This is a genomic window from Paenarthrobacter sp. NPDC089714 (assembly GCF_044748905.1).
GTDB lineage: Bacteria > Actinomycetota > Actinomycetes > Actinomycetales > Micrococcaceae > Arthrobacter.
In genome coordinates, this window is sequence record NZ_JBIVGX010000003.1 from 1 (window position 1) to 20,118 (window position 20,118).

Here is a 20,118-nt window from a genome sequence, read left to right on the forward strand (position 1 = left end):
CACTCCGCGGTCTCTTCCGGATCACGATCAGGCAACTGGGCAGTCAACCCACTAAGGATGTGTGAGGTCTCTTCTCCTGCAGCCACGTCCAACCTTCCTTTAGGCGCATCCATCGGCGCCTCAGGTCCGGCAGGGTAACTGCCCGTCGTGAACGCGTCGTGTGCGACATCTCGGTTTCAAACAGCCCGGTCCGATGCGCCGGGCAGGTCTTGTGAGCGCATGGCTGCCCGATGGAATCCGTCGGGGCGATCGCCCTGCAGCCAATGCACTCATGGCCACTCTAGCTTTGACGGCGCTGCTATGCGTAGCCGCGGGCCCGGACGGGCGTTGTATGTCACACCGCGGCGCGTTCCGTGACGGATGCCACGCGATTGTCACAGCTTCGAAACACCCCGGGTGGTGCGGAATATGGTGGATCGCAGGGACAATGGCTTGAAGCACGCGCCCAAAGGGTGTTGGCTGTTAGTAATGGAAGTCACTTCAAAAGGAGGAAACGTGAGCGAGGCCGACGCCGCCACATCGGTAAATGTGGCGGAAAGATTGGGTTTCAAAGATGGGGATCTGATTCAGGAACGCGGCTACGACGACGACGTCGATTTCGACTTGCGTGACGACATTGAAGATGTCACGGGTTCAGAGCTGCTGGATGAAGACGACCACGATGTCGTCGACGCTGTGATCTATTGGTGGCGCGACGGCGACGGAGACCTGGTTGATGCGCTGATGGATTCGCTCACCACACTCAAGGAAGGCGGCGTGGTGTGGGTGCTGACCCCCAAGTCAGGCCGCGAGAATTATGTTTCACCGGCTGACATCCAGGACGCCGCCCCGACGTCCGGCTTGCACTTGACCACGTCGGCCGGGGTTTCCAAGGACTGGAGCGCCACCCGCCTGGTGGCTAAGAAGAACAAGTGACGGAAGTCCAGGAATCTTCCGCCCTCTCGGTCGTTCCGGAGGTTGGCCTGCCGGCACCGGACTTCGAGTTGTCCAACCAATACGGTGAGCCGATCCGGCTTTCGGATTTCAGGGGCCGCAACGTAGTAGTGGTGTTTTATCCGTTCGCTTTCTCCGGCATCTGTACAGGCGAGCTCTGCGAAATCCGCGACAACATTGCGTCCTTCGAGGACTCCGACGCGACGGTGCTGGCTGTTTCCGTGGACAGCAAATTCGCTTTGCGGGCCTACGGTGAGAAGGAAGGTTACGGATTCGACCTGCTGGCAGACTTCTGGCCTCATGGCGCCGTCGCTTCGCAGTATGGGGTTTTCGATGCCCAGAGCGGAATGGCACTGAGGGGCACCTTCATCATCGATTCCGAGGGTATCGTGCGCTACGTGGTGGTCAATCCACGTGGCCAGGCGCGGGATCTCGCGGAATATCGCACAGCCCTGTCGGCCCTTTCGAGGACATAGCGTGGCCAACGCGCGGCCAGGGGTGGGCATGACAGGGTTTGCCAGCATGGCGCCGGTGTCCGACGATGCTTTGGCCCCGGACGAGGTGGCTGCCCTGAGGGAAGCCTCCGCCGTCCTTGCCGGCAGGCGGCTGGCCATGCTCACGGGCGCCGGGCTCAGTACCGACTCCGGCATTCCTGATTACCGTGGCCCGGGCTCAGCCCCGAGGAAGCCCATGACCTATCAGGAGTTCATTGGCAGCATGGAGAACCGCCGCCGGTACTGGGCCAGGAACCATCTTGGATGGTCGCACCTCCGGCATGCCGATCCAAACGCCGGCCATGCCGCAGTCGCCTTGATGGAGCAGCGCGGTCTCTTGACCGGGCTCGTCACCCAGAACGTTGACAGGCTCCACGAGGACGCAGGAAGCGTCAATGTCGTGGACCTCCATGGGCGGTTCGACCAGGTCATCTGCCTTGACCAAGGACACACGTTTTCCCGGAAGCTGCTGGCGGCCATCCTCGAGGAACTCAATCCGGGTTTCGTGGAGGCTGCCCTCGAGGCCGGTGTTGTGGAGATGGCGCCTGACGCCGACGCAACCATCGAGGATCCGGAATTGATCACGTCCTTCGTGGTGGCAGTGTGTCCCATATGCGGTGGAACCCTGAAGCCCGATTTCGTCTACTTCGGCGAGAATGTCCCCAAGGACAGGGTGGATCGGGCTTACGCCATGGTGGACAGTGCCGACGCCTTGCTCGTTGCCGGGTCGTCCTTGACGGTGATGAGCGGACTAAGGTTCGTCCGGCATGCGTCCAAAGCGGGCAAGCCGGTGGTGATCATCAACAGGGGAACCACCCGTGGAGACGGACTGGCAACGCTCAAGCTTGACCTCGGTGTCAGCGGTGCCTTGGAGTATTTGTCCCGTGATTTGCCTGATCTGCCGGACACTGGGCGCGCGATTGGTATTTCCACCGGATGATCAGGTAGAGTCATTGTTCGTTGGTTGGGGCGGTAAGGAAAGAAAGCCGCCCAGACCAAGGCAAGGGTCTTTAGCTCAGCTGGTAGAGCGCCACGTTTACACCGTGGATGTCATCGGTTCGATCCCGGTAGGACCCACCAACAACCCCGTCATTTCACACTGAAAAGTGGAAATGGCGGGGTTCTTTTTGTTTCGGCCGTCTTTGCCGCCTTGTCCTGGTGAGGAAGCCCATCCACCAAGAATGTCAGAGCTTTCGCTTAGCGTTCCCTGTCATGGAGCACGTCTTTATTCGTAACAACCCCGACGGCACTCCGGCGGCCGTCGTCAGGGGTACCAGGGAGTGGCAGATAGCGGTTGATCCCGTGAGGTGGTTTGAGAGGGTTCCGTGGTGGGAGGACGCTCGTCGGATGCCAAGGGGACATGGGCGCGTGGACATCGAAGTGTGGCAGGTCCAGGTTCGCCTGGGAAGCAACGCCAAGTCGATGCTCGCCACCTGGGAGCTTGTGAGGGACGGAGCCGGCGGGGGATGGCGCCTGAGGGGCGGGGAACTGGCCGTCGCCTGACCTTCCCGGGAAATGGATGAGCTCTCCACCGCGACTATTGGGGGATGCCGCGGTGGAGAGCTCGAAAATGAATATACATTGAACTTTTGGGTTTGGAAAGCTGCGCAGTGGCAACTCTGTCTCTGTGACGAGAGCTGCCTGCCACCGCCACGATCGACCCGCTCATCTTGCCACTATGATGGGAATTGTTCAGCAGACTGGACAGCCGGTTGAGATCGACAAAGGAGAATCATGGCCGATTCCCGTACCACCCGCCCGGATGGGCTGGGTTCGTCATCCCCGGCGCCGGCGGTAACCCGCGCGGCAGCAGTACTGGAGGCCCTGGCGGAGTCGCCATCGGGTCGCCTGACGCTCAGTGACTTGTCCCGGGAGCTTGGCATCCCCAAGTCGTCAACGTCCAACCTTCTGCTCGCGCTTGAGGAGGCCCGGCTGATCACCCGTCAAGGTGCCGATTTCGCGTTGGGACGCAAGCTGGTGGAGTTGGGCGCCGCCTATCTCAGCCGCCTCGATGAGGTGCAGGAGTTCTATAAGTACTGTGAGCAGGCGCCAACCCTTTCGGGCGAAACGGTCCGGGTGGCCATGCTTGATGGCGACCACGTGATCTACCTGGCACGTTATGAGGGGCACCCCGCCGTCCGATTAACCTCGAACATCGGCGACAAGATGCCTGTTTCACTGTGCGGGGTTGGCAAGGCGCTCATCGCCCAACTGCACGATCACGACATTGAAGCGATGTTCCCCGATGGCTCGGAGCTCCCGGTCATGACGGCGAACTCCCTGCGAACGGCCGAGGAACTCAAGGCCCAGATTTCCACCATCCGCAAACAGGGCTTCGCCTTCGAGGATGAAGAGTCCACCGTGGGAGTCGTCTGCCTGGCCGTGCCGGTACCCACCCATGGTGCGCACGGCCCAAGCCTGGGCCTCTCCGTCACGGCGCTGAAGGCGACCTATTCGGATGAGCAGGGTGCGCTCATGGTCAAGGAACTCAAGGAGCTGGCGCGTTCGCTGGGCAACCCCATGGGCTAGCGCTCGAATACTTGCATTAAATCTGATTACAACCTTGGCATGTGATCCAACTCGCTGTACGCTGTTCAGCATAGTGACCTTGGCGGTTGATGCCATCACTATCTCGCCGGGCCAACGGGGGCCTGGCGTGATGTTGAGGGAGTGCTTGTGATTACTCGAACCAATGCAAAGCTCGCAGCAGAAGCTGACGACGCTGTTGTTGAACCGGAGCAGCTGCGCAGGGCGACGCTGGCCAGTTCCGTAGGCTCCGCCCTGGAGTACTACGACTTCTATATTTATGGCCTGGCTTCTGCTTTGATCTTCGGGCCGTTGTTCTTCTCTCCTCTGGGACCCGACGGGGCATTGATTGCCTCCTTTGCCACCTACGGCGTCGGGTTTGCGGCGCGTCCGTTCGGTGGCTTGTTCTTTGGCTACATTGGAGACCGCTTCGGCCGGAAAATGGTCCTCATCCTGACCATCGCCCTGATGGGTACGGCAAGCTTTGCCATCGGCCTCCTGCCCACGTTCGAGCAGGCCGGAATGCTCGGGGCTGTCCTCCTGGTTACCTTGCGGATCATCCAGGGCCTGGGGGCGGGCGCTGAGCAGGCCGGCGCCACCACGCTCATCTCGGAAGTCGCGCCGCGCCGCCGTCGTGGTTTCTTTGCTTCCCTGCCTTTCGTCGGAATCCAGTTGGGCACCCTGCTCGGAGCCGGAACTTTTGCGCTCATCGCCATGGCAGACAAGTCGGTGTTGCAAGGTTGGCTGTGGCGCGTACCCTTCCTCGCCAGCTTCATCCTCATCGCTGTCGCCATCTTCATTCGCCTCAAGTTGAAGGAAACGCCGGCGTTCCAGGAACTCGAGAAGCACAAGAATGTCGTCAAGAACCCCATCGGCGCACTGTGGAAGCACTCGAAGAAGAACGTCCTGGTGGGAATCGGACTCCGGATGGGGGAGAACGGAAACTCTTCCATCTACTCCGCATTGCTGGTCTCGTTCATGAGCATGCCGGCGGGTGTCTTCGCCGGCAACAACTCCATCGGGCCTGTCGGCCTGCTCATTGCCGCGGGTTTCGCGGCGATCCTGGTGGTAACTTTCGGTGCTTTGTCGGACCGTTTCGGCCGAGTGCCCGTTTACCGCTACGGGGCCCTGTTCCAAGCCATCATTGCCGTTCCCGCCTTTTACCTGGTCACCCTTGGCAACGTCACCTTGGTGTGGGTGGTCATGGCGGTTGGCATTGCGATCGGCGTCCAGTCGATGCTCGGTCCCCAGTGCCCGCTGCTTCCTGAACTGTTCGGATCCCAATACCGCTTCACGGGTGTTGCCATGAGCCGTGAGATCTCGGCTGTCATCGCCGGTGGTGTGGCTCCACTGCTGGGCGCCGTACTGCTTGCGGCAACCAATCATTCCTGGCTGGTCCTCGCTGTGTATTCGTTGGTCCTTGCCCTGATTTCCTTTGTCACCACGTTCTTCACACCGGAAACGGTTGGCCGTGACCTGGTCAGCACGGAAGACGCCAAGTAGCAGCCGAAGCAGTGCAAAAGGCCCCCGCCCCGTGAGGGAGCGGGGGCCTTTTGGCTGTCCTGCTGGCTTAGTAGAAGTGCACCGGGTCCACGAGGTGGGGCAGTTCGCCGCCGTCGATGAACGTGCGCAGGTTGCTGCAGAAGCGCTCGGCGATGAGCCGGTTTTCCGCGGTGCTGAGCGCCGAGGTGTGCGGGGAGACGAGCACCTTCGGGTGGTTCCAGAGCGGGCTGTCCTGGGGAAGCGGCTCGACGGCGAAGACGTCCAGGCAGGCGTAGGAGACCTGTCCGTTGTTGAGGGCTTCGAGGAGCGCGTCCTCGTCCACCACGGTGCCGCGGCCGACATTGACGAAGACGGCTCCAGGCTTCATGGCCGAGAAAATCTCCGTGCTGAACAGCTTTTCCGTGTAGGGGGTGCCGGGCAGCGTGTTCACCACGGCATCGGCGTCGGCCAGCAGCCCGGCGAGGCCTTCGTTGGTGGTCACTTGGTCAATGCCCTCGATGGCTTCGACGGTGCGCTTGGTGCCACTGACCCGCATGCCCAGGGCCCGGGAGATACGGGCTGTTTCCATGCCGATTTCGCCGAGGCCGGCGATGACCACCTTGGAACCGTTGGCAAGCTTGGTAGGCGTACGCAGGGCGGGCCAGACCTTGGCGGCCTGGTCCTGTGCCATTTCGCCGCTGCGCTTGAAGCCATTGAGGATGCCGAAGGCGGAGAATTCTGCGAGGGGCAGTGCGTGGACGCCGGCGGAGGTGGTGACGTGGAACTTACGGAGCGTCTCAGTGTTGAGTCCTGACGCCTTGACGGCTCCACCGGCGCCGGCTGCCATGGCATGGATCCACTGCAGGTGCGGGTTGCTTTCCGCGATGCGGGCAAGGCCGGCGGGGCTTTCGTTGGGGAAGCCGTAGAGGACCTGTGCTTTGTTGAGCATGGCCCAGTAGCGTTCCTCCTGCTCAGGGGTGCGCTCGAAGTCCGGGTCGCCGGCGTGGTCGGCGGGGAAACGCTCCGGAGGCAGCAGGTCCGGCTCGTACAGAACCGTCACGGAGGGGTCTATGGCACGGATCTGCTCTACGTACTCAGCCTCGAGGGGTACAGCGATCGCGATGGTAAGTTCATCAGTCGTCATAGTGTTCATCATACTGAATGGAGGCTAGGATATTGAACAGAGTTCCATCATTTGGGCACATCAGCCGAGGCACCAGTGCCTGTTGCACAAGGAAGTGAGGATCGGCTCCATGACGAGTAAGAGCGTGGGATTTGTAGGTTTGGGTCTCATGGGTGGCCCCATGGCCGCCAACATCGCTGCGGCCGGCTGGGACGTGACCGCATGGAACCGCTCGAGCGCAGCGTTCGAGGATCTGGACGGCATCGCACGCGCAGAAAGCGTCGCCGATCTGCGTGGCCAGCCCACCCTGATCTTCATGCTCCCCGACTTGCCCTTCATCGAGGCTGCCGCCTCCGGCTTGCTCGACTCCTGGCGGGCGGAGCCACCCAAGCCGGGGACCGCCGTCGTCGTCATGAGCAGCGTCTCCCCAACGGAAGTGCAGCGTTTCGGCGAAACCGTGGAAGCGGCCACCGGCGGCAATGCCGTGGTGGTCGACGCCCCCGTCAGCGGTGGCACGGTGGGTGCCCTCAAAGGAACCCTCGCCATCATGGTGGGTGCCTCCGAGGCGGATTTCCAACGGCTCCAGCCACTCTTCGCCACCATGGGCACCACTGTTCGACGGATGGGTCCCCTGGGGTCGGGCTCGCTCGCCAAGGCGTGCAACCAGCTGATCGTCGGAAGCACGACGGCGGCACTCGCCGAGGCGGCGGAACTCGCCGAACGTTCGGGCATGGATGTGGCAGCCCTCTACGACGTGTTGTCCGGAGGCCTGGCGGGCAGCCGTGTCCTGGAGGTCGTGGGCCCCCGGCTCGCGGCCAAGAACTACACGCCCACAGGCCCGGCCAAGTTCATGCACAAGGACCTCGGATTCCTGCTGGACAGTGCCAAGGCAGCAGGTTCCGCGGTTCCCATGGCCACGGCGGCCATTGAACTTTACGCCGAACTGAAGCGGCAGGGCCTGGGGGACCAGGACCTCGCCGTCGTGCGGCAGGCAATAGCCAACCTGGGCGTGGCATCTCCCGCGTCGCAGGCCTCCAACTAAACCGGCACCAACCAAGAAGGAAAACAACGAACCATGAGTGGATTATTCGACCTGACCGGGCGCGTCGCGTTGGTCACAGGCTCCAGCCGCGGCATCGGCAACGCGCTGGCCCGTGGCTTGGCGGATGCCGGGGCGACGGTGGTGCTCAACGGCATCAGCACGGAGCGCCTGGAATCTGCGCACCAGGCCATGGCCGCTGAGTACCCGGAAGGGCGCGTACACAGCCGTGCCTTCGACGTCACCGATGCCGCTTCCGCCGCCGAAGGCGTGGAGTGGATCGAGAAGAACGTCGGTCCCCTTGACATCCTGGTGAACAACGCCGGAATCCAACACCGCGTCCCGATGCTGGACCTGGACGTCAAGGACTGGGACCGGGTCATCACCACGGACCTCACCAGCGCCTTCCTGGTGGGCCGCGAGGCTGCCCGCCACATGATTCCCCGTGGCCAGGGCAAGATCATCAACATTTGCTCCGTCCAGACGGACCTGGCCCGTCCCACCATTGCACCGTACGTCGCTGCCAAGGGTGGCTTGCGCAACCTCACCCGTGCCATGACGGCTGAATGGGCGGCTTCCGGCCTTCAGATCAACGGCATCGCCCCGGGGTACATCCACACGGAAATGACGCAGAACCTGGTTGACGATTCCGACTTCAACTCCTGGATCCTCGGCCGCACGCCGGCCAACCGCTGGGGTACCGTTGCCGACCTGGCGGGCCCCACGGTATGGCTCGCCTCGCAGGCTTCGAACTTCGTCAACGGCCAAACCATCTTTGTCGATGGCGGAATGACGGTGGTGGTCTGATGGGCATCGCACTTCCTTCCTCCGGACCGGCAGTGGTTGCCCACGGCAAGGGCGACCTCCGCATCGAAGACATCCCGCTGGCGACTCCGGCAGCTGACGAGTCGGTCGTGGAGATCGCCTACGGCGGCATCTGCGGATCAGACCTCCACTACTGGCTGCACGGGGCTGCCGGTGAGTCCATCCTCAAGGCACCCATGGTGCTGGGACACGAAATCGTTGGCGTGGTTGTGCAGCAGGCAGCCGACGGAAGCGGTCCGGGCGTCGGTACGCCCGTTGCTGTCCACCCCGCCACTCCGGCACCGGGCGATGTCAGGTACCCCGAGGACCGGCCCAACCTCTCCCCGGGATGTACCTACCTGGGCAGTGCGGCTCGTTACCCCCACACCGATGGCGCCTTCAGCCGCTACGCCAACCTTCCGTCCCGCATGCTGCGCGAATTGCCGGCGTCCCTGGACCTGCGGACAGCCGCCCTGGTGGAGCCGGCGAGCGTCGCGTGGCACGCCGTCGCCCGCGCCGGTGATGTGGCGGGCAAGAGCGCCCTGGTGATCGGCAGCGGTCCGATCGGTGCCTTGACGGTCGCCGTCCTGAAGCGGGCCGGAGCGTCCCGGATTGTCGCCGTCGACATGCATGACAAGCCACTGGAAATCGCCCGGGCCGTGGGCGCCGATGCTGTCCTGAAGGGTGACGACGCCGAGGCGATCGCGGCAGTGGACGCGGACATCGTCGTCGAATCCTCGGGCAGCCACTTCGGTCTCGCGTCAGCCATCAAGGGTGCCACCCGCGGCGGCAAGGTAGTGATGGTGGGTCTCTTGCCATCCGGCCCGCAGCCCGTGTTCATTTCGCTGGCCATCACCCGCGAGCTGGAATTGCTGGGCTCGTTCCGCTTCAACGACGAAATCGACCAGGTCATCGCCGCGTTGGCTGACGGTTCATTGTCGGTGGATCCGGTGGTCACGCACGAGTTCGACCTCGCGCACGGACTGGAAGCGTTCGAAGTCGCCAGGAACTCCGCCGAATCCGGGAAGGTTCTCCTGAACTTCCAGGACTAGGTCCGGGCTACCGGCACGAAGACGCGGGGCTGGCCGTCCCAGCTGGGGGCCAGCTCCGCGATGGTCTGCTTCATGATCCTGCCCGAGGCTTCGCGGGCGCCCTTGCCGTCCCCGGAGTTGATGGCATGGGCAACGTCGATGTGCCACTGCAGTGCTTGCTGCTGCGGGTGCTCGGGCATCAAACCGTGGACTGTCCGGCCCGTCAAGGTCTCCGTCACCTGGCCTATCAGGTTGGCGAACATCTCGTTGCCGGATCCGGAAAGGACCAGGGCGTGGAACCGGATATCCAGGTCCAGGAACGTGGCCATGTCTCCGGCATCGCCGGACTTCTTCATGGCCAGGGAGATGTCCACGAGCTCCTGCCGGAGCATTGCCGGGGCGTTGCCGGCGGCAAGTTCGGCAGCCACGGGCTCGACGGCGGAACGCAACTCTGCGAGCGACCTCAACTGCGCGCCGCGTCCTTCGCCGGCAAGGCGCCAGCGGATCACCAACGGGTCGAAAGGGTTCCAGCGGTGGGCGGGCAGGACCCGGATGCCTACGCGCTTGATGGTCTCGACAAGGCCGAGGGATTGAAGGACCCGAACGGCTTCGCGCACCACCGAGCGCGATACGTTCAATTCGTCTTCCAAGTGTTCCGCCAACATGACGTGCCCTGTCGGCAGGGTACCGCCGACGATCCGGGTACCCAAGTGCTCGACGGCGCGGTGGTGGAGGCTGGTTGACATAGAGGTAAGCATAGTGGCGGGCGAAGGTCCTGCGCGCGCAGCGTGCGTGGGTGGCGCCCGGGATCCGATGCCCGGACGGAACGGCCGCAACCTAGACTGTTTATGACGCGGCAGTGTCCCACAACGTGGGCGATGCTTCCGGCCCACGGCTTAAATACGTATGGTTTATTACAGCCCCTGTTTATCAAAATCGCTTCCTGCATGCCCGCAGGACTGACTGCACACGATCGAATTGGAGTTTTGATGTCAGCACACATCGGTGTCACCGGCCTAGCGGTGATGGGCGCCAACCTGGCCCGTAACCTTGCCCGCAACGGCTTCACCGTGGCACTTCACAACCGCTCCGTGGAAAAGACCGACGCCCTGCTGGAGAAGCACGGATCCGAAGGCGACTTCATCCGCACGGAAACGCTGCAGGAACTCGTCGACTCACTGGAGAAGCCCCGCCGCGTCCTCATCATGGTCAAGGCCGGCGCTCCGGTCGACAACGTGATCGAGCAGCTTGAGCCTTTGCTCGAAGCCGGGGACATCATCATCGACGCCGGCAACTCGCACTACGAGGACACCCGCCGCCGCGAAGCTGCCCTGGCCAAGAAGGACCTGCACTTCGTGGGCGTTGGCGTCTCCGGTGGTGAGGAAGGTGCCCTGAACGGCCCGTCCATCATGCCTGGCGGTTCCCGCGAGTCCTACGACGCCCTTGGCCCGCTGCTGGAGAAGATCTCCGCCAAGGTCGACGGCGAACCGTGCTGCGCGTGGGTGGGCACCGATGGTGCCGGCCACTTCGTGAAGATGGTCCACAACGGCATCGAGTACGCCGACATGCAGGTCATCGGCGAAGCTTTCGACCTCCTGCGTTCCGGTGCTGGCATTGAGCCGGCCGAGCAGTCCAAGATCTTCGCTGAGTGGAACAAGGGCGATCTGTCCTCCTTCCTGATCGAAATCTCCGCCGAGGTCCTGGGCCACGTCGATGCCAAGACCGGCAAGCCGTTCGTTGACGTCGTGGTGGACGCTGCCGGCCAGAAGGGCACCGGCCGCTGGACGGTCATTTCCGCCCTGGAACTCGGTTCGCCGGTTTCGGGCATTGCCGAGTCCGTGTTCGCCCGGGCCCTGTCGTCCCAGGCAGAACAGCGCAAGCTGGGCCAGGAACTGCTCGCCGGTGAGGAAGCCGCCGTCGAAATCCCCGAGACGTTCGTTGAGGACGTCCGCCAGGCGCTGTACGCCTCCAAGCTGGTCTCCTACGCCCAGGGCCTGGACATGCTGACCTCCGCCGCGAAGGAATACGGCTGGGACCTCAAGCTGGACGAGATCGCCTCCCTGTGGCGTGCAGGCTGCATCATCCGTGCGGAACTGCTCAAGGACATCACCAAGGCCTACGCAGCCGAAGAGAAGCCGGCCAACCTGCTGTTCGCTCCGGCGTTCACCAAGGCCATCGCCGAAGTCCTTCCGGCCTGGCGCCGCGTGGTGGCCACCGCTGTCCAGTTGGGCATTCCGGTACCGGTGTTCTCCTCCTCGCTCGCGTACTACGACGGCCTGCGCCGCAAGCGCGTTGCCGCTGCCCTGATCCAGGGCCAGCGCGACCTCTTCGGTGCACACACCTACGGCCGCGTAGACGCCGAAGGCACGTTCCACACCCTGTGGGGCGAAGACAAGTCCGAAATCTCGGCCGTCGACACCCACTGATTGCAAAACCGCCGAAGGCCGGTTTCTCCCTTATAGGCTGGGAGGAACCGGCCTTTGCCGTATTCAGGGTTGAGGAGTACCAGATGAGCGAACCCACCGCCTTTGTCACGGGCGCTTCCACCGGAATCGGCTACGCAGCTGCCTTGGCCTTGCGAACGGCCGGTTTCACCGTCTACGCAGGGGCCCGACGAGTGGAGAAGATGGAGCCGCTGAAGATTCAGGGCATCCACGTCCTTTCACTGGACGTCACCGACGACGCATCGATGGTGTCCGCAGTCCGTCACGTGGAAAATGCGCAAGGACAGGTGGATGTCCTGGTGAACAATGCCGGCTACGGGTCCTACGGCTCCTTGGAAGAAGTCCCGCTCTCCGAGGGGCGGCGGCAGTTCGAGGTCAACGTCGTGGGCCTGGCACGGATGTCCCAGCTGGTCATTCCGGGTATGCGGCGAAAGGGCGCCGGCCGGATCATCAATATCTCATCCATCGGCGGGAAGATGTACGAGCCACTCGGCGCCTGGTATCACGGGACCAAGTTCGCCGTGGAGGGCATGAGCGATTCATTGCGCCTGGAACTTGGACCGCACGGCATCGATGTGGTGATCATCGAACCGTCCGGAACGGACACGGAGTGGGGAACCATCGCCGGTGAAGGCCTCATGCTGGCTTCCGGCAGCGGACCCTACAAGGACCAGGCGCACGTCATGGCTGCCGCGCTGGCTTCCACCTCGGGGCAGGTGCTGTCCACGCCGCCGGACGATGTGGCCAGGGCCGTCGCCAGGGCGGCAACGGCAAAACGCCCCAAGACCCGATACCCGGTGGGCAGGGGAGCCTGGAGCGTCCTGGCGTTGCGAAGGATACTCCCGGACCGTGTGTTCGACACGGTGCTGTGGAATTCCTATCAGAGGTTTGTCCGCTAGATCCGGTACTCGATGTAGTACTCGGCCGGGTCGACGGCGGGCTTGGTTTCGGACTTGGCGTCGCGGTGCCGCCACGTGGCCGGGACGCCGGTGATGATGGACTCCGGCGGAGCGTTCTTGACCACCACTGCATTGGCACCCACGGCGCTGTCCGCGCCGATGGTGATGGGTCCCAGGACCTTGGCGCCTGCGCCGATGGTCACGCGGTCGCCGATGGTGGGGTGGCGCTTGACCTTGGCCAGGGACCGTCCGCCGAGGGTTACCCCGTGGTAGATCATCACGTCGTCGCCGATTTCGGAAGTCTCGCCGATCACCACACCCATGCCGTGGTCAATGAAGAAGCGGCGGCCGATGGTGGCTCCGGGGTGGATCTCGATACCGGTGAGGAAGCGTGCAAGCTGCGAAATCAGGCGGGCCGGGAAGCGGAGGGCCGGGTTCTGCCACAGCTTGTGGGTTAAGCGGTGTGCCCAGATGGCGTGGAGGCCGGAATAGGCAAAAAAGTTCTCAAAAGAGCCTCGAGCCGCCGGGTCGTGTGACCGGGCGGCGTCGAGGTCTTCCTTAAGCCTTGCGAAGAAACTCACAAAGACCTTTCTACAGGAATGAATATTGGCGGGCGAAGAATCAGCCGCGGATATCGTCAAACAGGACAGTGGAGATGTAACGTTCGCCGAAGTCGCAGACCACGGCAACGATCAGCTTGCCTGCGTTTTCCGGGCGCTTGGCCAGTTCCAGTGCGCCCCAGACGATGGCTCCGGAGGAGATACCGCCCAGGATGCCTTCGCGGGCACCGAGTTCGCGCGCAACGCGGACAGAGTCTTCCAAGGTGGCGTCAAGCACTTCGTCGTAGACGTTGGTGTCCAGGATTTCGGGGACGAAGTTTGCTCCGAGGCCTTGGATCTTGTGCGGACCGGGTGCGCCACCGTTGAGGATGGGGGAGTCCTTGGGCTCCACGGCCACGATCTGGACGCCCGGCTTGCGTTCCTTAAGGACCTGCCCGACGCCGGTAATGGTTCCGCCGGTGCCCACGCCGGAGACGAAGATGTCCACTTCGCCGTCGGTGTCGGCCCAGACTTCTTCGGCAGTGGTTTCGCGGTGGACCTGCGGGTTGGCCTCGTTGGCGAACTGGCGTGCCCAAATGGAGTTCTCGGTGTTGGCCACGATTTCCTGGGCCTTTTCCACGGCGCCACGCATGCCTTCGGAACCCGGGGTCAGCACGATCTCGGCGCCGTAGGCGCGAAGCATGACACGGCGCTCGGTGGACATGGTCTCCGGCATGGTCAGGATGACCTTGTAACCACGGGCGGCACCAACCAGGGCCAAAGCGATGCCGGTGTTGCCGGACGTACCTTCAACGATGGTTCCGCCAGGCTTCAGGGCGCCGGACTTTTCGGCGGCGTCGATGATGGCTACGCCGATGCGGTCCTTGACGCTGTTGGCCGGGTTGTAGAACTCGAGCTTGACTGCGACAGTGGCGCCAAGTCCTTCGGTAAGGCGGTTCAAGCGGACAAGCGGGGTGCGTCCAACCAACTGGGTGACGTCGTCGTAGATCCTTGCCATGAAAATGTATGCCTATCTCTCAAGAGGGAATGCTGAGGTCAGCCTAACCAGCAGCGCCGAAACCCTGCTAAGCAATTAGCCATGCAGAGTAATATTTCCGGGCTTTTGCCAGCTTCGGGTTAATAATCACCTGGCAATAGCCCTGGTTGGGGAACTTTGCGTAGTAGTTCTGGTGAATATCCTCGGCTTCGTAGAAGTCGCCCAAGCGGCTGACCTCCGTGACGATCGGATGCTGCCACAGGGACTGCGCACGTTCGATCGCTTCTTCGAAGAGGATCTTCTCCTCGGTGGTGGTGTAGAACATGGACGAGCGGTACTGGGTGCCGACGTCGTATCCCTGGCGGTTCAAGGTGGTGGGGTCGTGCAGGGCGAAGAACATGTCCAGGATGACTTCGGCGGGCACCACGGATTCGTCGAAGGTCACTGCCACCACCTCGGCATGGCCGGTGGTTCCGGAGCAGACCTCGTAGTAGTCGGGATTGCGGAGATGGCCCCCGGTGTAGCCGGAAACGACAGACTGTACGCCGCGGGTTTTCTGGTAGACGGCATCGAGGCACCAGAAGCAGCCGCCGCCAAGTACGAAAGTTTTCATGGTCTCTTCAATGGATCGGACGGACTGATCATTCCCGCAATACCTTACGGGACGGTGACGGAGATCGACAGGATGCTGGGGTTGGCGGCAGGTCACACCCTGACCGATCCGTTGCGGTAGGTAAGAATAAGAGTATGGAAGCAGTAGACACCGCCCATTCCGATGCGGACTCCAGCGACGACGCCGGAACAGTTGAAGACAACGGTGAACCGACACTGGGCCAGGTGCTCCTGGCAGTGGAGGAACTCTGGCCGGAGTCCCTGGCCGAAGACTGGGATGAGGTTGGCTTGGTTGTAGGGCGGCCTGACTCCCCGGTAACCAAGGTCCTCTTCGCTGTGGATCCGACGCTTGAAGTGATCGACGAGGCCATTGAGTGGGGTGCCGAACTCCTGATTACCCACCATCCCTTGCTGCTCAGGGGCGTGAACTCGGTAGCCGCCACCACTGCCAAGGGCCTGGCCGTCCATCGCCTGATCGAGGCCGGAACCGGGTTGCTGACGGTCCATACCAATGGTGACTCAGCCGTCGGGGGAGTCTCCGATGTGCTGGCGCATGCCTTCGGCCTGGACAACGTCAGCCCGCTGACCACGGCCGCTAACGGCCTGCCCGAGGAAGGCATCGGCAGGGTTGGCGATCTGCCCGAACTCATGACCCTCGGAGATTTTGCCGCCCGGGTCTTCGGCGTGCTGCCGGCCGTTGCAGGGGGCGTGCGCGTGGCGGGTGACAAGGACGGATTGGTGCGGCGCGTTGCGGTGTGCGGCGGCGCCGGTGACTGCCTGTTCGATGCCGTTCGGGCCAACCAGGCCGACGTTTACGTGACTGCCGACATGCGGCACCACCCGGCCTCGGAAGCCCGCGAGGCGGCTGTGAACGACCGGCCATACCTTATTGACGTTTCGCACTTTGCCAGCGAATGGCTGTGGCTGCCGGTGGCCGCCGAAGCGTTGTCGAACGTACTTAAGGATCAAGGACACGATGTGGAGATCCGGGTCAGCAGCGCCAACAGCGATCCCTGGGACTTCATCCTGACTCCCGGCGGGGACTAGCATCAACAAGACAGCGGCCGGCACTGACCAGCGGTGCCGGCAACAGACAGGTGGAGGTAAGCGTGGCGAAGGCAGCACCGGCAGAACAACTCAAATTGCTTGAACTGCAGGGCCTTGATGCCAAGCTGAAGTCGCTGGCGGGCCAGCGGAAGGTACTGGAAAACGATCCCCGCATCACCGACCTGCAGGACGCCCTGAATGTGGCGAACGGCGAACTCGGTGCGGCGAAGCTCGCCGTCCACGATTCCGAGGCGGAGTTGCGGCGTTCGGAAGCGGATGTGGAGCAGGTGGTCAGCCGCATCGAGCGCGACGAAGCCCGGCTCAACAGCGGCACCGGACTGTCCAAGGACCTGGTGGCGCTGCAGAACGACATCGCTTCCCTGAACAAGCGCCGGTCGGACCTGGAAGATGTGGAGTTGGAGATTCTTGAGCGCCTCGACGGGCTCCGCGAACGCCAAGCTGCCCAGCAGGCGATCGTGGATGACATCCAGGGTTCCTTTGGGAGCATCCGGGCCGAACTGGACCAGGAGATTGCCCGCATCGCGTCGGAGGAAGCAGTCGTCCGTGGCGAACGGGCTGCCTTCGCGGAGGCCTTGGACCAGGGCATGGTGGCCATTTATGAGAAGACCATTGCCAAGCGCGGCGTGGGTGCTGCCCGCCTTTTCCATGGAAAGTCTGAAGGCTCGGGGATGACGCTCAGCCCCGGCGACCTCGCCGAAGTCAAGGCCGCGGCCGAGGACGACATCGTGTTCTGCCCCGATTCCGGCTGCATCCTGGTCCGCTCGGCGGAGTGGAACTAGCCCGCCAGGATGATGTTGAGGGCATGCGTCTTGCGGGCCGTGCCCTCAACAAGTTCGCTGGTCCACACCTCGCTGGCTGCCTTCAGGAGTTGGGCGGGGGTGGCGGGAGCTTTTCCGCGCCTGGTCAGCAGGTGCCGGGCCAATTCACCGCGGGTGTGCTTGGCGAAGTGGCTCACCACCGTGCGCTTGCCCTTGGTTTCAGTGAACACATTGACGGTCACCGTTTGATCTGCCGGCGGTGTCCAAGCGGCCGCATAGGTACTGGACCGGCAGTCAACCAGCAGCTCGCCTTCGGAGCGCTTGGCGAGGGCGGCGGCCAGCTGCGGCTTCCAGTACGAGGCGAGGCGTCCGACGTCGGGCAGTGCGGTTCCCATGGACAGCCGGTAGGCGGGCACATGGTCGCCAAAGCCGATGGCGCCCCACAGGGCGGAAATCACCAGGATTGATTCGGCAGCCTTGCGGCGCTGCGTGGGGGTCAGGCTGTTGTACCCGAGGGCGTCGTACAGGACGCCGGAGTAGACCTGGTGGGCTGGGGCGGCCGGTTCCGAGTGCAGCCTGGTGTTGCGTTCGACGTCGTCACGCAGCGAGGCGCCGACGCCGAGTAACGCGAGGGCGTCTTCATGCGCGCTGACGGTCCCCAGCGCCTCCAGGACCCTGGCCCGGGAGGTGTTCAAGTCCGGGAAGCTCAGCGCCTCCCAGTCGATGGAGGGTCCTTTGGCAGCGGGTGTCTTGCCTTCGGAAGGCGGCAGGAGAATCAGCACCAGTCGATATTACCGGTGTCCGGGCGTGGCTCCCGACGCCGGTAGACTGTACGGCGGATGGGTTGACCAGGCGGCCGCGCGCCACGAAAGTGGCTCGAGGAACGTCCGGGCTCCACAGGGCAGGGTGGTGGGTAACGCCCACTCGGGGTAACCCGCAGGCAAGTGCCACAGAAAACAGACCGCCTGCGCCGATCGGTGCCTGCACCGGTTGGTTGGCAGGTAAGGGTGAAACGGCGGTGTAAGAGACCACCAGCTCCCTGGGTGACCGGGGAGGCTAGGTAAACCCCACCCGGAGCAAGGCCAGACAGGACACGTTCGAGGGCTGCCCGCCCGAGTGTCCGGGTAGGCTGCTGGAGGGCGTCGGCAACGGCGTTCGTAGATGGATGGCCGCCACTCCCTTGCCGGTAACGGCTCGGGATGACAGAACCCGGCGTATCGGTCAACCCATCCACATACCCCCTGTCAGTGGTGGTCGTGCCAGCCGCTGAGTTCTTCGAAGATGGGGACGTCCTCCGCGGTCAGGTTCCAGTACTCCTCGCTCTTGGCCACGGATGCGGCATCCGGCTTGTACGGGGGACTGGTGAAGGAAAGGTGCGGCCTTTCCCATGCCACGTCGCGCCGGACCACGCGGGCGGGTGACCCCACGGCGATGACGTTGTTGGGGATGGTTCCGGTCACGATGCTGCGGAACCCAATCACTGAACCGTCGCCCACGCGTGCGCCGCCCAGGGCCACAGCCTGGGCCCCAAACCACACGTGGTTGCCAATGACAACGTCCCTGGCGGGGTTGACGCGACGGCCCGTGGCGACGTCGAAGATGGGATGCCCATCGTCGGTCCGGAATTGGGTGCTGCTGGCGATCATGACGTCGTCACCGAACATGACGGCGGCTCCCTCCACTGCGCTGACCACGGCGACGCTGGTTGTGGTGAAGTCTGCGCCTGTGCGTACCGTTGAATCCTGGCCGACTCGGACGTTCATGCTGAACGGCGACTTGTTGCTGGGACCGATGACGAGCGTGCCGTTGTCGCAGTCGAAAACGGCCTGCAGCTTGGCAATACGGGCGCCATCCGCGACGATGATGCGGTTGTTCCTGCCTCGAAAGGTCACCGCGATGCCGGTTTCAATGGCCCGGGAACACTCGATGCTGTTCCCGGACCCATCGCTGTGGTCAGCCAGTACTGAGAGTTTGTTCACCTTGGCAGCGTACCGGGAGCTTTTTGTGCCCTCAGACGCAGCGTTGCCTAGACCGCGACGAGCCTGACGTCGCGACTGCCAGCATTGATGGTGACCTCCAAGGACTTCACATCAAGGGGGACGGTGGCCAAGTGGCGCAGGTGCAAGGTGCCCCCAACAGGGACCACGTGGTGGCGTGTCGACTCACCGATCACTGATGCTACGGCTGTACCTGCGGGCGCGGAGACCGTAGCCGTCAGCTCACGTGTGGAGCCGGGAATGTTCTGCCGGTACTGCGGATAGGGGATGGCTTCCGCGAAAGGGTTACCCGAATCTGTGACCAGGATGTTGTCGCGATGGGTGCTTGAAGCGTCGGCCGCGCCCAGCCCCGATGCCGTCAAAACCAACAGCGAACCCTGGTCCCTTTGTTCCACGAGATAGTCCAGTATGGCGGTGAACGCCTCCATGGACTGCCGGTCTTTGACGCCCAGGTTGTTGGCGTGCCACATCATGACGATGCCGGCCCTCCACTCCCGGGCCCGGTCCACCAAAGCCGTTGCCCGTCCTGGCTCCGTGTAGAGGTCCAGGCTGTAATGGTTCTGCCCATCCCGCAGCACGCCATCCAGGGGACGGTAATAACTGTCCGGGAGATACCCGGAGGCCAAGGCGTGGAAGTCGTGGATCAGCCTGCCAGCAGCTGTTCCAGCCCAGGCTGCCACCGTCCTGGATGGCATATGGCCGTCATAGCGGATGCTGGCACCGCCCGGGGGAGCGAAGCAGTCGATCGGAATGCGGGGCAGGAAGCGGCCGAGATCCTGCAGTGCCCCCACGATTTCCTGGTGCAAGGCGTCGTCCCCGGACGCGTCCCTGTGGGTGGCGCCATGGTTCCACACCTCGCCGCCGTGCTGCAGGCAGTAGTGCTGGATGTTTTGCCAGGTATCGCTTTCGGTGCGTACGCTTCCGATCCGTTGGGTGGTGGTGACCCGCGTGAACGGCAGGTTGCGCTCAACCAGGAGCGGCAGCACTTTGTCCCTGAAGTCGCGTGCGCCGTCGTCGAAGCGCAGGGCCACGGCACCCCGGCCGCCTGTGCCGATCCGGCCGCCCTTCCGGGCCAGGAGCGCTTGGCGGAGCAGCTCGCGCCGCACTGGATGAGTCACACCCGGGAGTCTACGGGACACCCGTGTGAGTGATTTCACGCATCCGGGCGGCCACTGCGCCGGGATCCAGCCCTAGAATGGTTACTGAACGTAGAAGTTCTGCCGCCGGGTCTGCGTTCGCAGCCGGCGGATTTTCTTTGCTCTCGTTCAAGGCGCCGTGGGTGGACCGAAGCCCGCAGCGCATGTGCCGCAGGACTACTCCGGGCGGCCGACGCCATCTGCATACGAAGACGTATGTGGTTGACCCAAGGAAG

General features: G+C 63.3%; 21 protein-coding genes, 1 tRNA gene and 1 other RNA gene. 15 read left to right on the forward strand and 8 right to left on the reverse strand.

What is annotated here, in order from left to right; all coding sequences use genetic code 11:
* Positions 1 to 495 precede the first annotated feature (495 nt).
* The 7 genes from ACIPY3_RS06620 (at position 496) to ACIPY3_RS06650 (ending at position 5,456) form a co-directional block, all read left to right on the forward strand.
* Positions 496 to 915, forward strand: a complete 420-nt coding sequence (locus ACIPY3_RS06620; protein ID WP_397321510.1) for a DUF3052 domain-containing protein — start codon at positions 496 to 498, stop codon at positions 913 to 915.
* Entirely contained in the window at positions 912 to 1,409 is a 498-nt protein-coding gene (locus ACIPY3_RS06625; RefSeq protein ID WP_400331673.1) for a peroxiredoxin, read from the forward strand. Before ACIPY3_RS06620 ends, ACIPY3_RS06625 begins: the two co-directional genes overlap by 4 nt.
* A gap of 1 nt (position 1,410) precedes the next feature.
* A complete protein-coding gene (locus ACIPY3_RS06630; RefSeq protein WP_400331676.1) occupies positions 1,411 to 2,367 on the forward strand; it encodes an NAD-dependent protein deacetylase in 957 nt (318 codons plus the stop codon).
* Between the two features lie 64 nt (positions 2,368 to 2,431).
* Positions 2,432 to 2,507: transfer RNA gene (locus ACIPY3_RS06635), tRNA-Val, on the forward strand.
* 288 nt (positions 2,508 to 2,795) lie between these two features.
* Entirely contained in the window at positions 2,796 to 2,930 is a 135-nt protein-coding gene (locus tag ACIPY3_RS06640; protein ID WP_400331679.1) for a hypothetical protein, read from the forward strand.
* Between the two features lie 231 nt (positions 2,931 to 3,161).
* Entirely contained in the window at positions 3,162 to 3,956 is a 795-nt protein-coding gene (locus ACIPY3_RS06645; RefSeq protein WP_400269121.1) for an IclR family transcriptional regulator, read from the forward strand.
* A 141-nt stretch (positions 3,957 to 4,097) separates the two neighbouring features.
* Positions 4,098 to 5,456, forward strand: a complete 1,359-nt coding sequence (locus tag ACIPY3_RS06650; RefSeq protein ID WP_400331682.1) for an MFS transporter — start codon at positions 4,098 to 4,100, stop codon at positions 5,454 to 5,456.
* Positions 5,457 to 5,523: 67 nt separating this feature from the next.
* Here the strand turns inward: ACIPY3_RS06650 and ACIPY3_RS06655 are convergent, their stop codons facing one another.
* Positions 5,524 to 6,591, reverse strand: a complete 1,068-nt coding sequence (locus tag ACIPY3_RS06655; protein WP_400331685.1) for a D-2-hydroxyacid dehydrogenase — start codon at positions 6,589 to 6,591, stop codon at positions 5,524 to 5,526.
* 97 nt (positions 6,592 to 6,688) lie between these two features.
* On the opposite strand from ACIPY3_RS06655, the gene ACIPY3_RS06660 reads away from it, so the two are divergent.
* From ACIPY3_RS06660 to ACIPY3_RS06670, 3 genes are read left to right on the forward strand one after another with little or no spacing between them, the layout of a single operon-like run.
* A complete protein-coding gene (locus ACIPY3_RS06660; protein WP_400331688.1) occupies positions 6,689 to 7,600 on the forward strand; it encodes an NAD(P)-dependent oxidoreductase in 912 nt (303 codons plus the stop codon).
* Between the two features lie 33 nt (positions 7,601 to 7,633).
* Positions 7,634 to 8,404, forward strand: coding sequence for an SDR family oxidoreductase (locus ACIPY3_RS06665; protein ID WP_400331690.1), 771 nt, complete (start codon positions 7,634 to 7,636; stop codon positions 8,402 to 8,404).
* Entirely contained in the window at positions 8,404 to 9,453 is a 1,050-nt protein-coding gene (locus ACIPY3_RS06670; RefSeq protein WP_400331693.1) for an L-idonate 5-dehydrogenase, read from the forward strand. Before ACIPY3_RS06665 ends, ACIPY3_RS06670 begins: the two co-directional genes overlap by 1 nt.
* On the opposite strand, the gene ACIPY3_RS06675 is transcribed toward ACIPY3_RS06670, so the two are convergent.
* Positions 9,450 to 10,178 (reverse strand): FadR/GntR family transcriptional regulator, encoded by a 729-nt coding sequence (locus tag ACIPY3_RS06675; protein ID WP_400331696.1) that lies wholly within the window; start codon positions 10,176 to 10,178, stop codon positions 9,450 to 9,452. The two genes, ACIPY3_RS06670 and ACIPY3_RS06675, sit on opposite strands and share 4 nt — an antisense overlap.
* Positions 10,179 to 10,421: 243 nt before the next feature.
* On the opposite strand from ACIPY3_RS06675, the gene gndA reads away from it, so the two are divergent.
* Both gndA and ACIPY3_RS06685 read left to right on the forward strand, forming a co-directional pair.
* Complete coding sequence (gndA, locus tag ACIPY3_RS06680) at positions 10,422 to 11,858, forward strand: NADP-dependent phosphogluconate dehydrogenase (protein WP_400331699.1); 1,437 nt, start codon at positions 10,422 to 10,424, stop codon at positions 11,856 to 11,858.
* Between the two features lie 83 nt (positions 11,859 to 11,941).
* On the forward strand, positions 11,942 to 12,775 hold the full coding sequence (locus tag ACIPY3_RS06685) for an oxidoreductase (protein WP_400331702.1): 834 nt from the start codon (positions 11,942 to 11,944) through the stop codon (positions 12,773 to 12,775).
* On the opposite strand, the gene epsC is transcribed toward ACIPY3_RS06685, so the two are convergent.
* From epsC to msrA, 3 genes are all read right to left on the reverse strand, one after another.
* Entirely contained in the window at positions 12,772 to 13,356 is a 585-nt protein-coding gene (gene epsC, locus ACIPY3_RS06690) for a serine O-acetyltransferase EpsC (RefSeq protein ID WP_397321523.1), read from the reverse strand. The genes ACIPY3_RS06685 and epsC overlap by 4 nt on opposite strands.
* A gap of 40 nt (positions 13,357 to 13,396) precedes the next feature.
* On the reverse strand, positions 13,397 to 14,332 hold the full coding sequence (cysK, locus tag ACIPY3_RS06695) for a cysteine synthase A (RefSeq protein ID WP_397321524.1): 936 nt from the start codon (positions 14,330 to 14,332) through the stop codon (positions 13,397 to 13,399).
* Positions 14,333 to 14,399: 67 nt separating this feature from the next.
* Complete coding sequence (gene msrA / locus ACIPY3_RS06700) at positions 14,400 to 14,924, reverse strand: peptide-methionine (S)-S-oxide reductase MsrA (RefSeq protein WP_397321525.1); 525 nt, start codon at positions 14,922 to 14,924, stop codon at positions 14,400 to 14,402.
* Between the two features lie 134 nt (positions 14,925 to 15,058).
* On the opposite strand from msrA, the gene ACIPY3_RS06705 reads away from it, so the two are divergent.
* Positions 15,059 to 15,970: a Nif3-like dinuclear metal center hexameric protein gene (locus ACIPY3_RS06705; protein ID WP_400331705.1), complete on the forward strand. Its 912-nt coding sequence runs from the start codon at positions 15,059 to 15,061 to the stop codon at positions 15,968 to 15,970.
* A gap of 62 nt (positions 15,971 to 16,032) precedes the next feature.
* The gene (locus tag ACIPY3_RS06710; protein ID WP_400331708.1) at positions 16,033 to 16,770 is read left to right on the forward strand and encodes a zinc ribbon domain-containing protein; all 738 of its coding nucleotides are present in this window, start codon (positions 16,033 to 16,035) and stop codon (positions 16,768 to 16,770) included.
* Here ACIPY3_RS06710 and ACIPY3_RS06715 read toward each other — a convergent pair.
* Positions 16,767 to 17,531 carry a YaaA family protein gene (locus tag ACIPY3_RS06715; protein WP_400331711.1) on the reverse strand — a complete coding sequence of 255 codons (765 nt, stop codon included), beginning with the start codon at positions 17,529 to 17,531 and terminating at the stop codon, positions 16,767 to 16,769. The two genes, ACIPY3_RS06710 and ACIPY3_RS06715, sit on opposite strands and share 4 nt — an antisense overlap.
* A gap of 58 nt (positions 17,532 to 17,589) precedes the next feature.
* Here ACIPY3_RS06715 and rnpB point away from each other — a divergent pair.
* Positions 17,590 to 17,982: RNase P RNA component class A (gene rnpB / locus ACIPY3_RS06720), an RNA gene on the forward strand.
* 11 nt (positions 17,983 to 17,993) lie between these two features.
* On the opposite strand, the gene ACIPY3_RS06725 is transcribed toward rnpB, so the two are convergent.
* Entirely contained in the window at positions 17,994 to 18,728 is a 735-nt protein-coding gene (locus ACIPY3_RS06725) for an acyltransferase (protein ID WP_400331714.1), read from the reverse strand.
* A gap of 47 nt (positions 18,729 to 18,775) precedes the next feature.
* The gene (locus ACIPY3_RS06730) at positions 18,776 to 19,864 is read right to left on the reverse strand and encodes a polysaccharide deacetylase family protein (protein ID WP_400331717.1); all 1,089 of its coding nucleotides are present in this window, start codon (positions 19,862 to 19,864) and stop codon (positions 18,776 to 18,778) included.
* Between the last annotated feature and the right edge of the window lie 254 nt (positions 19,865 to 20,118).

Excerpts from the sequence above, each read along its gene's own strand:
- ACIPY3_RS06645 (WP_400269121.1), top strand. The coding sequence starts at position 3,162 with ATGGCCGATTCCCGTACCACCCGCCCGGATGGGCTGGGTTCGTCATCC.
- ACIPY3_RS06655 (WP_400331685.1), bottom strand. The coding sequence starts at position 6,591 with ATGATGAACACTATGACGACTGATGAACTTACCATCGCGATCGCTGTA.
- ACIPY3_RS06660 (WP_400331688.1), top strand. The coding sequence starts at position 6,689 with ATGACGAGTAAGAGCGTGGGATTTGTAGGTTTGGGTCTCATGGGTGGC.
- ACIPY3_RS06665 (WP_400331690.1), top strand. The coding sequence starts at position 7,634 with ATGAGTGGATTATTCGACCTGACCGGGCGCGTCGCGTTGGTCACAGGC.
- ACIPY3_RS06670 (WP_400331693.1), top strand. The coding sequence starts at position 8,404 with ATGGGCATCGCACTTCCTTCCTCCGGACCGGCAGTGGTTGCCCACGGC.
- ACIPY3_RS06675 (WP_400331696.1), bottom strand. The coding sequence starts at position 10,178 with ATGTCAACCAGCCTCCACCACCGCGCCGTCGAGCACTTGGGTACCCGG.
- gndA (WP_400331699.1), top strand. The coding sequence starts at position 10,422 with ATGTCAGCACACATCGGTGTCACCGGCCTAGCGGTGATGGGCGCCAAC.
- ACIPY3_RS06685 (WP_400331702.1), top strand. The coding sequence starts at position 11,942 with ATGAGCGAACCCACCGCCTTTGTCACGGGCGCTTCCACCGGAATCGGC.
- cysK (WP_397321524.1), bottom strand. The coding sequence starts at position 14,332 with ATGGCAAGGATCTACGACGACGTCACCCAGTTGGTTGGACGCACCCCG.
- msrA (WP_397321525.1), bottom strand. The coding sequence starts at position 14,924 with ATGAAAACTTTCGTACTTGGCGGCGGCTGCTTCTGGTGCCTCGATGCC.
- ACIPY3_RS06705 (WP_400331705.1), top strand. The coding sequence starts at position 15,059 with ATGGAAGCAGTAGACACCGCCCATTCCGATGCGGACTCCAGCGACGAC.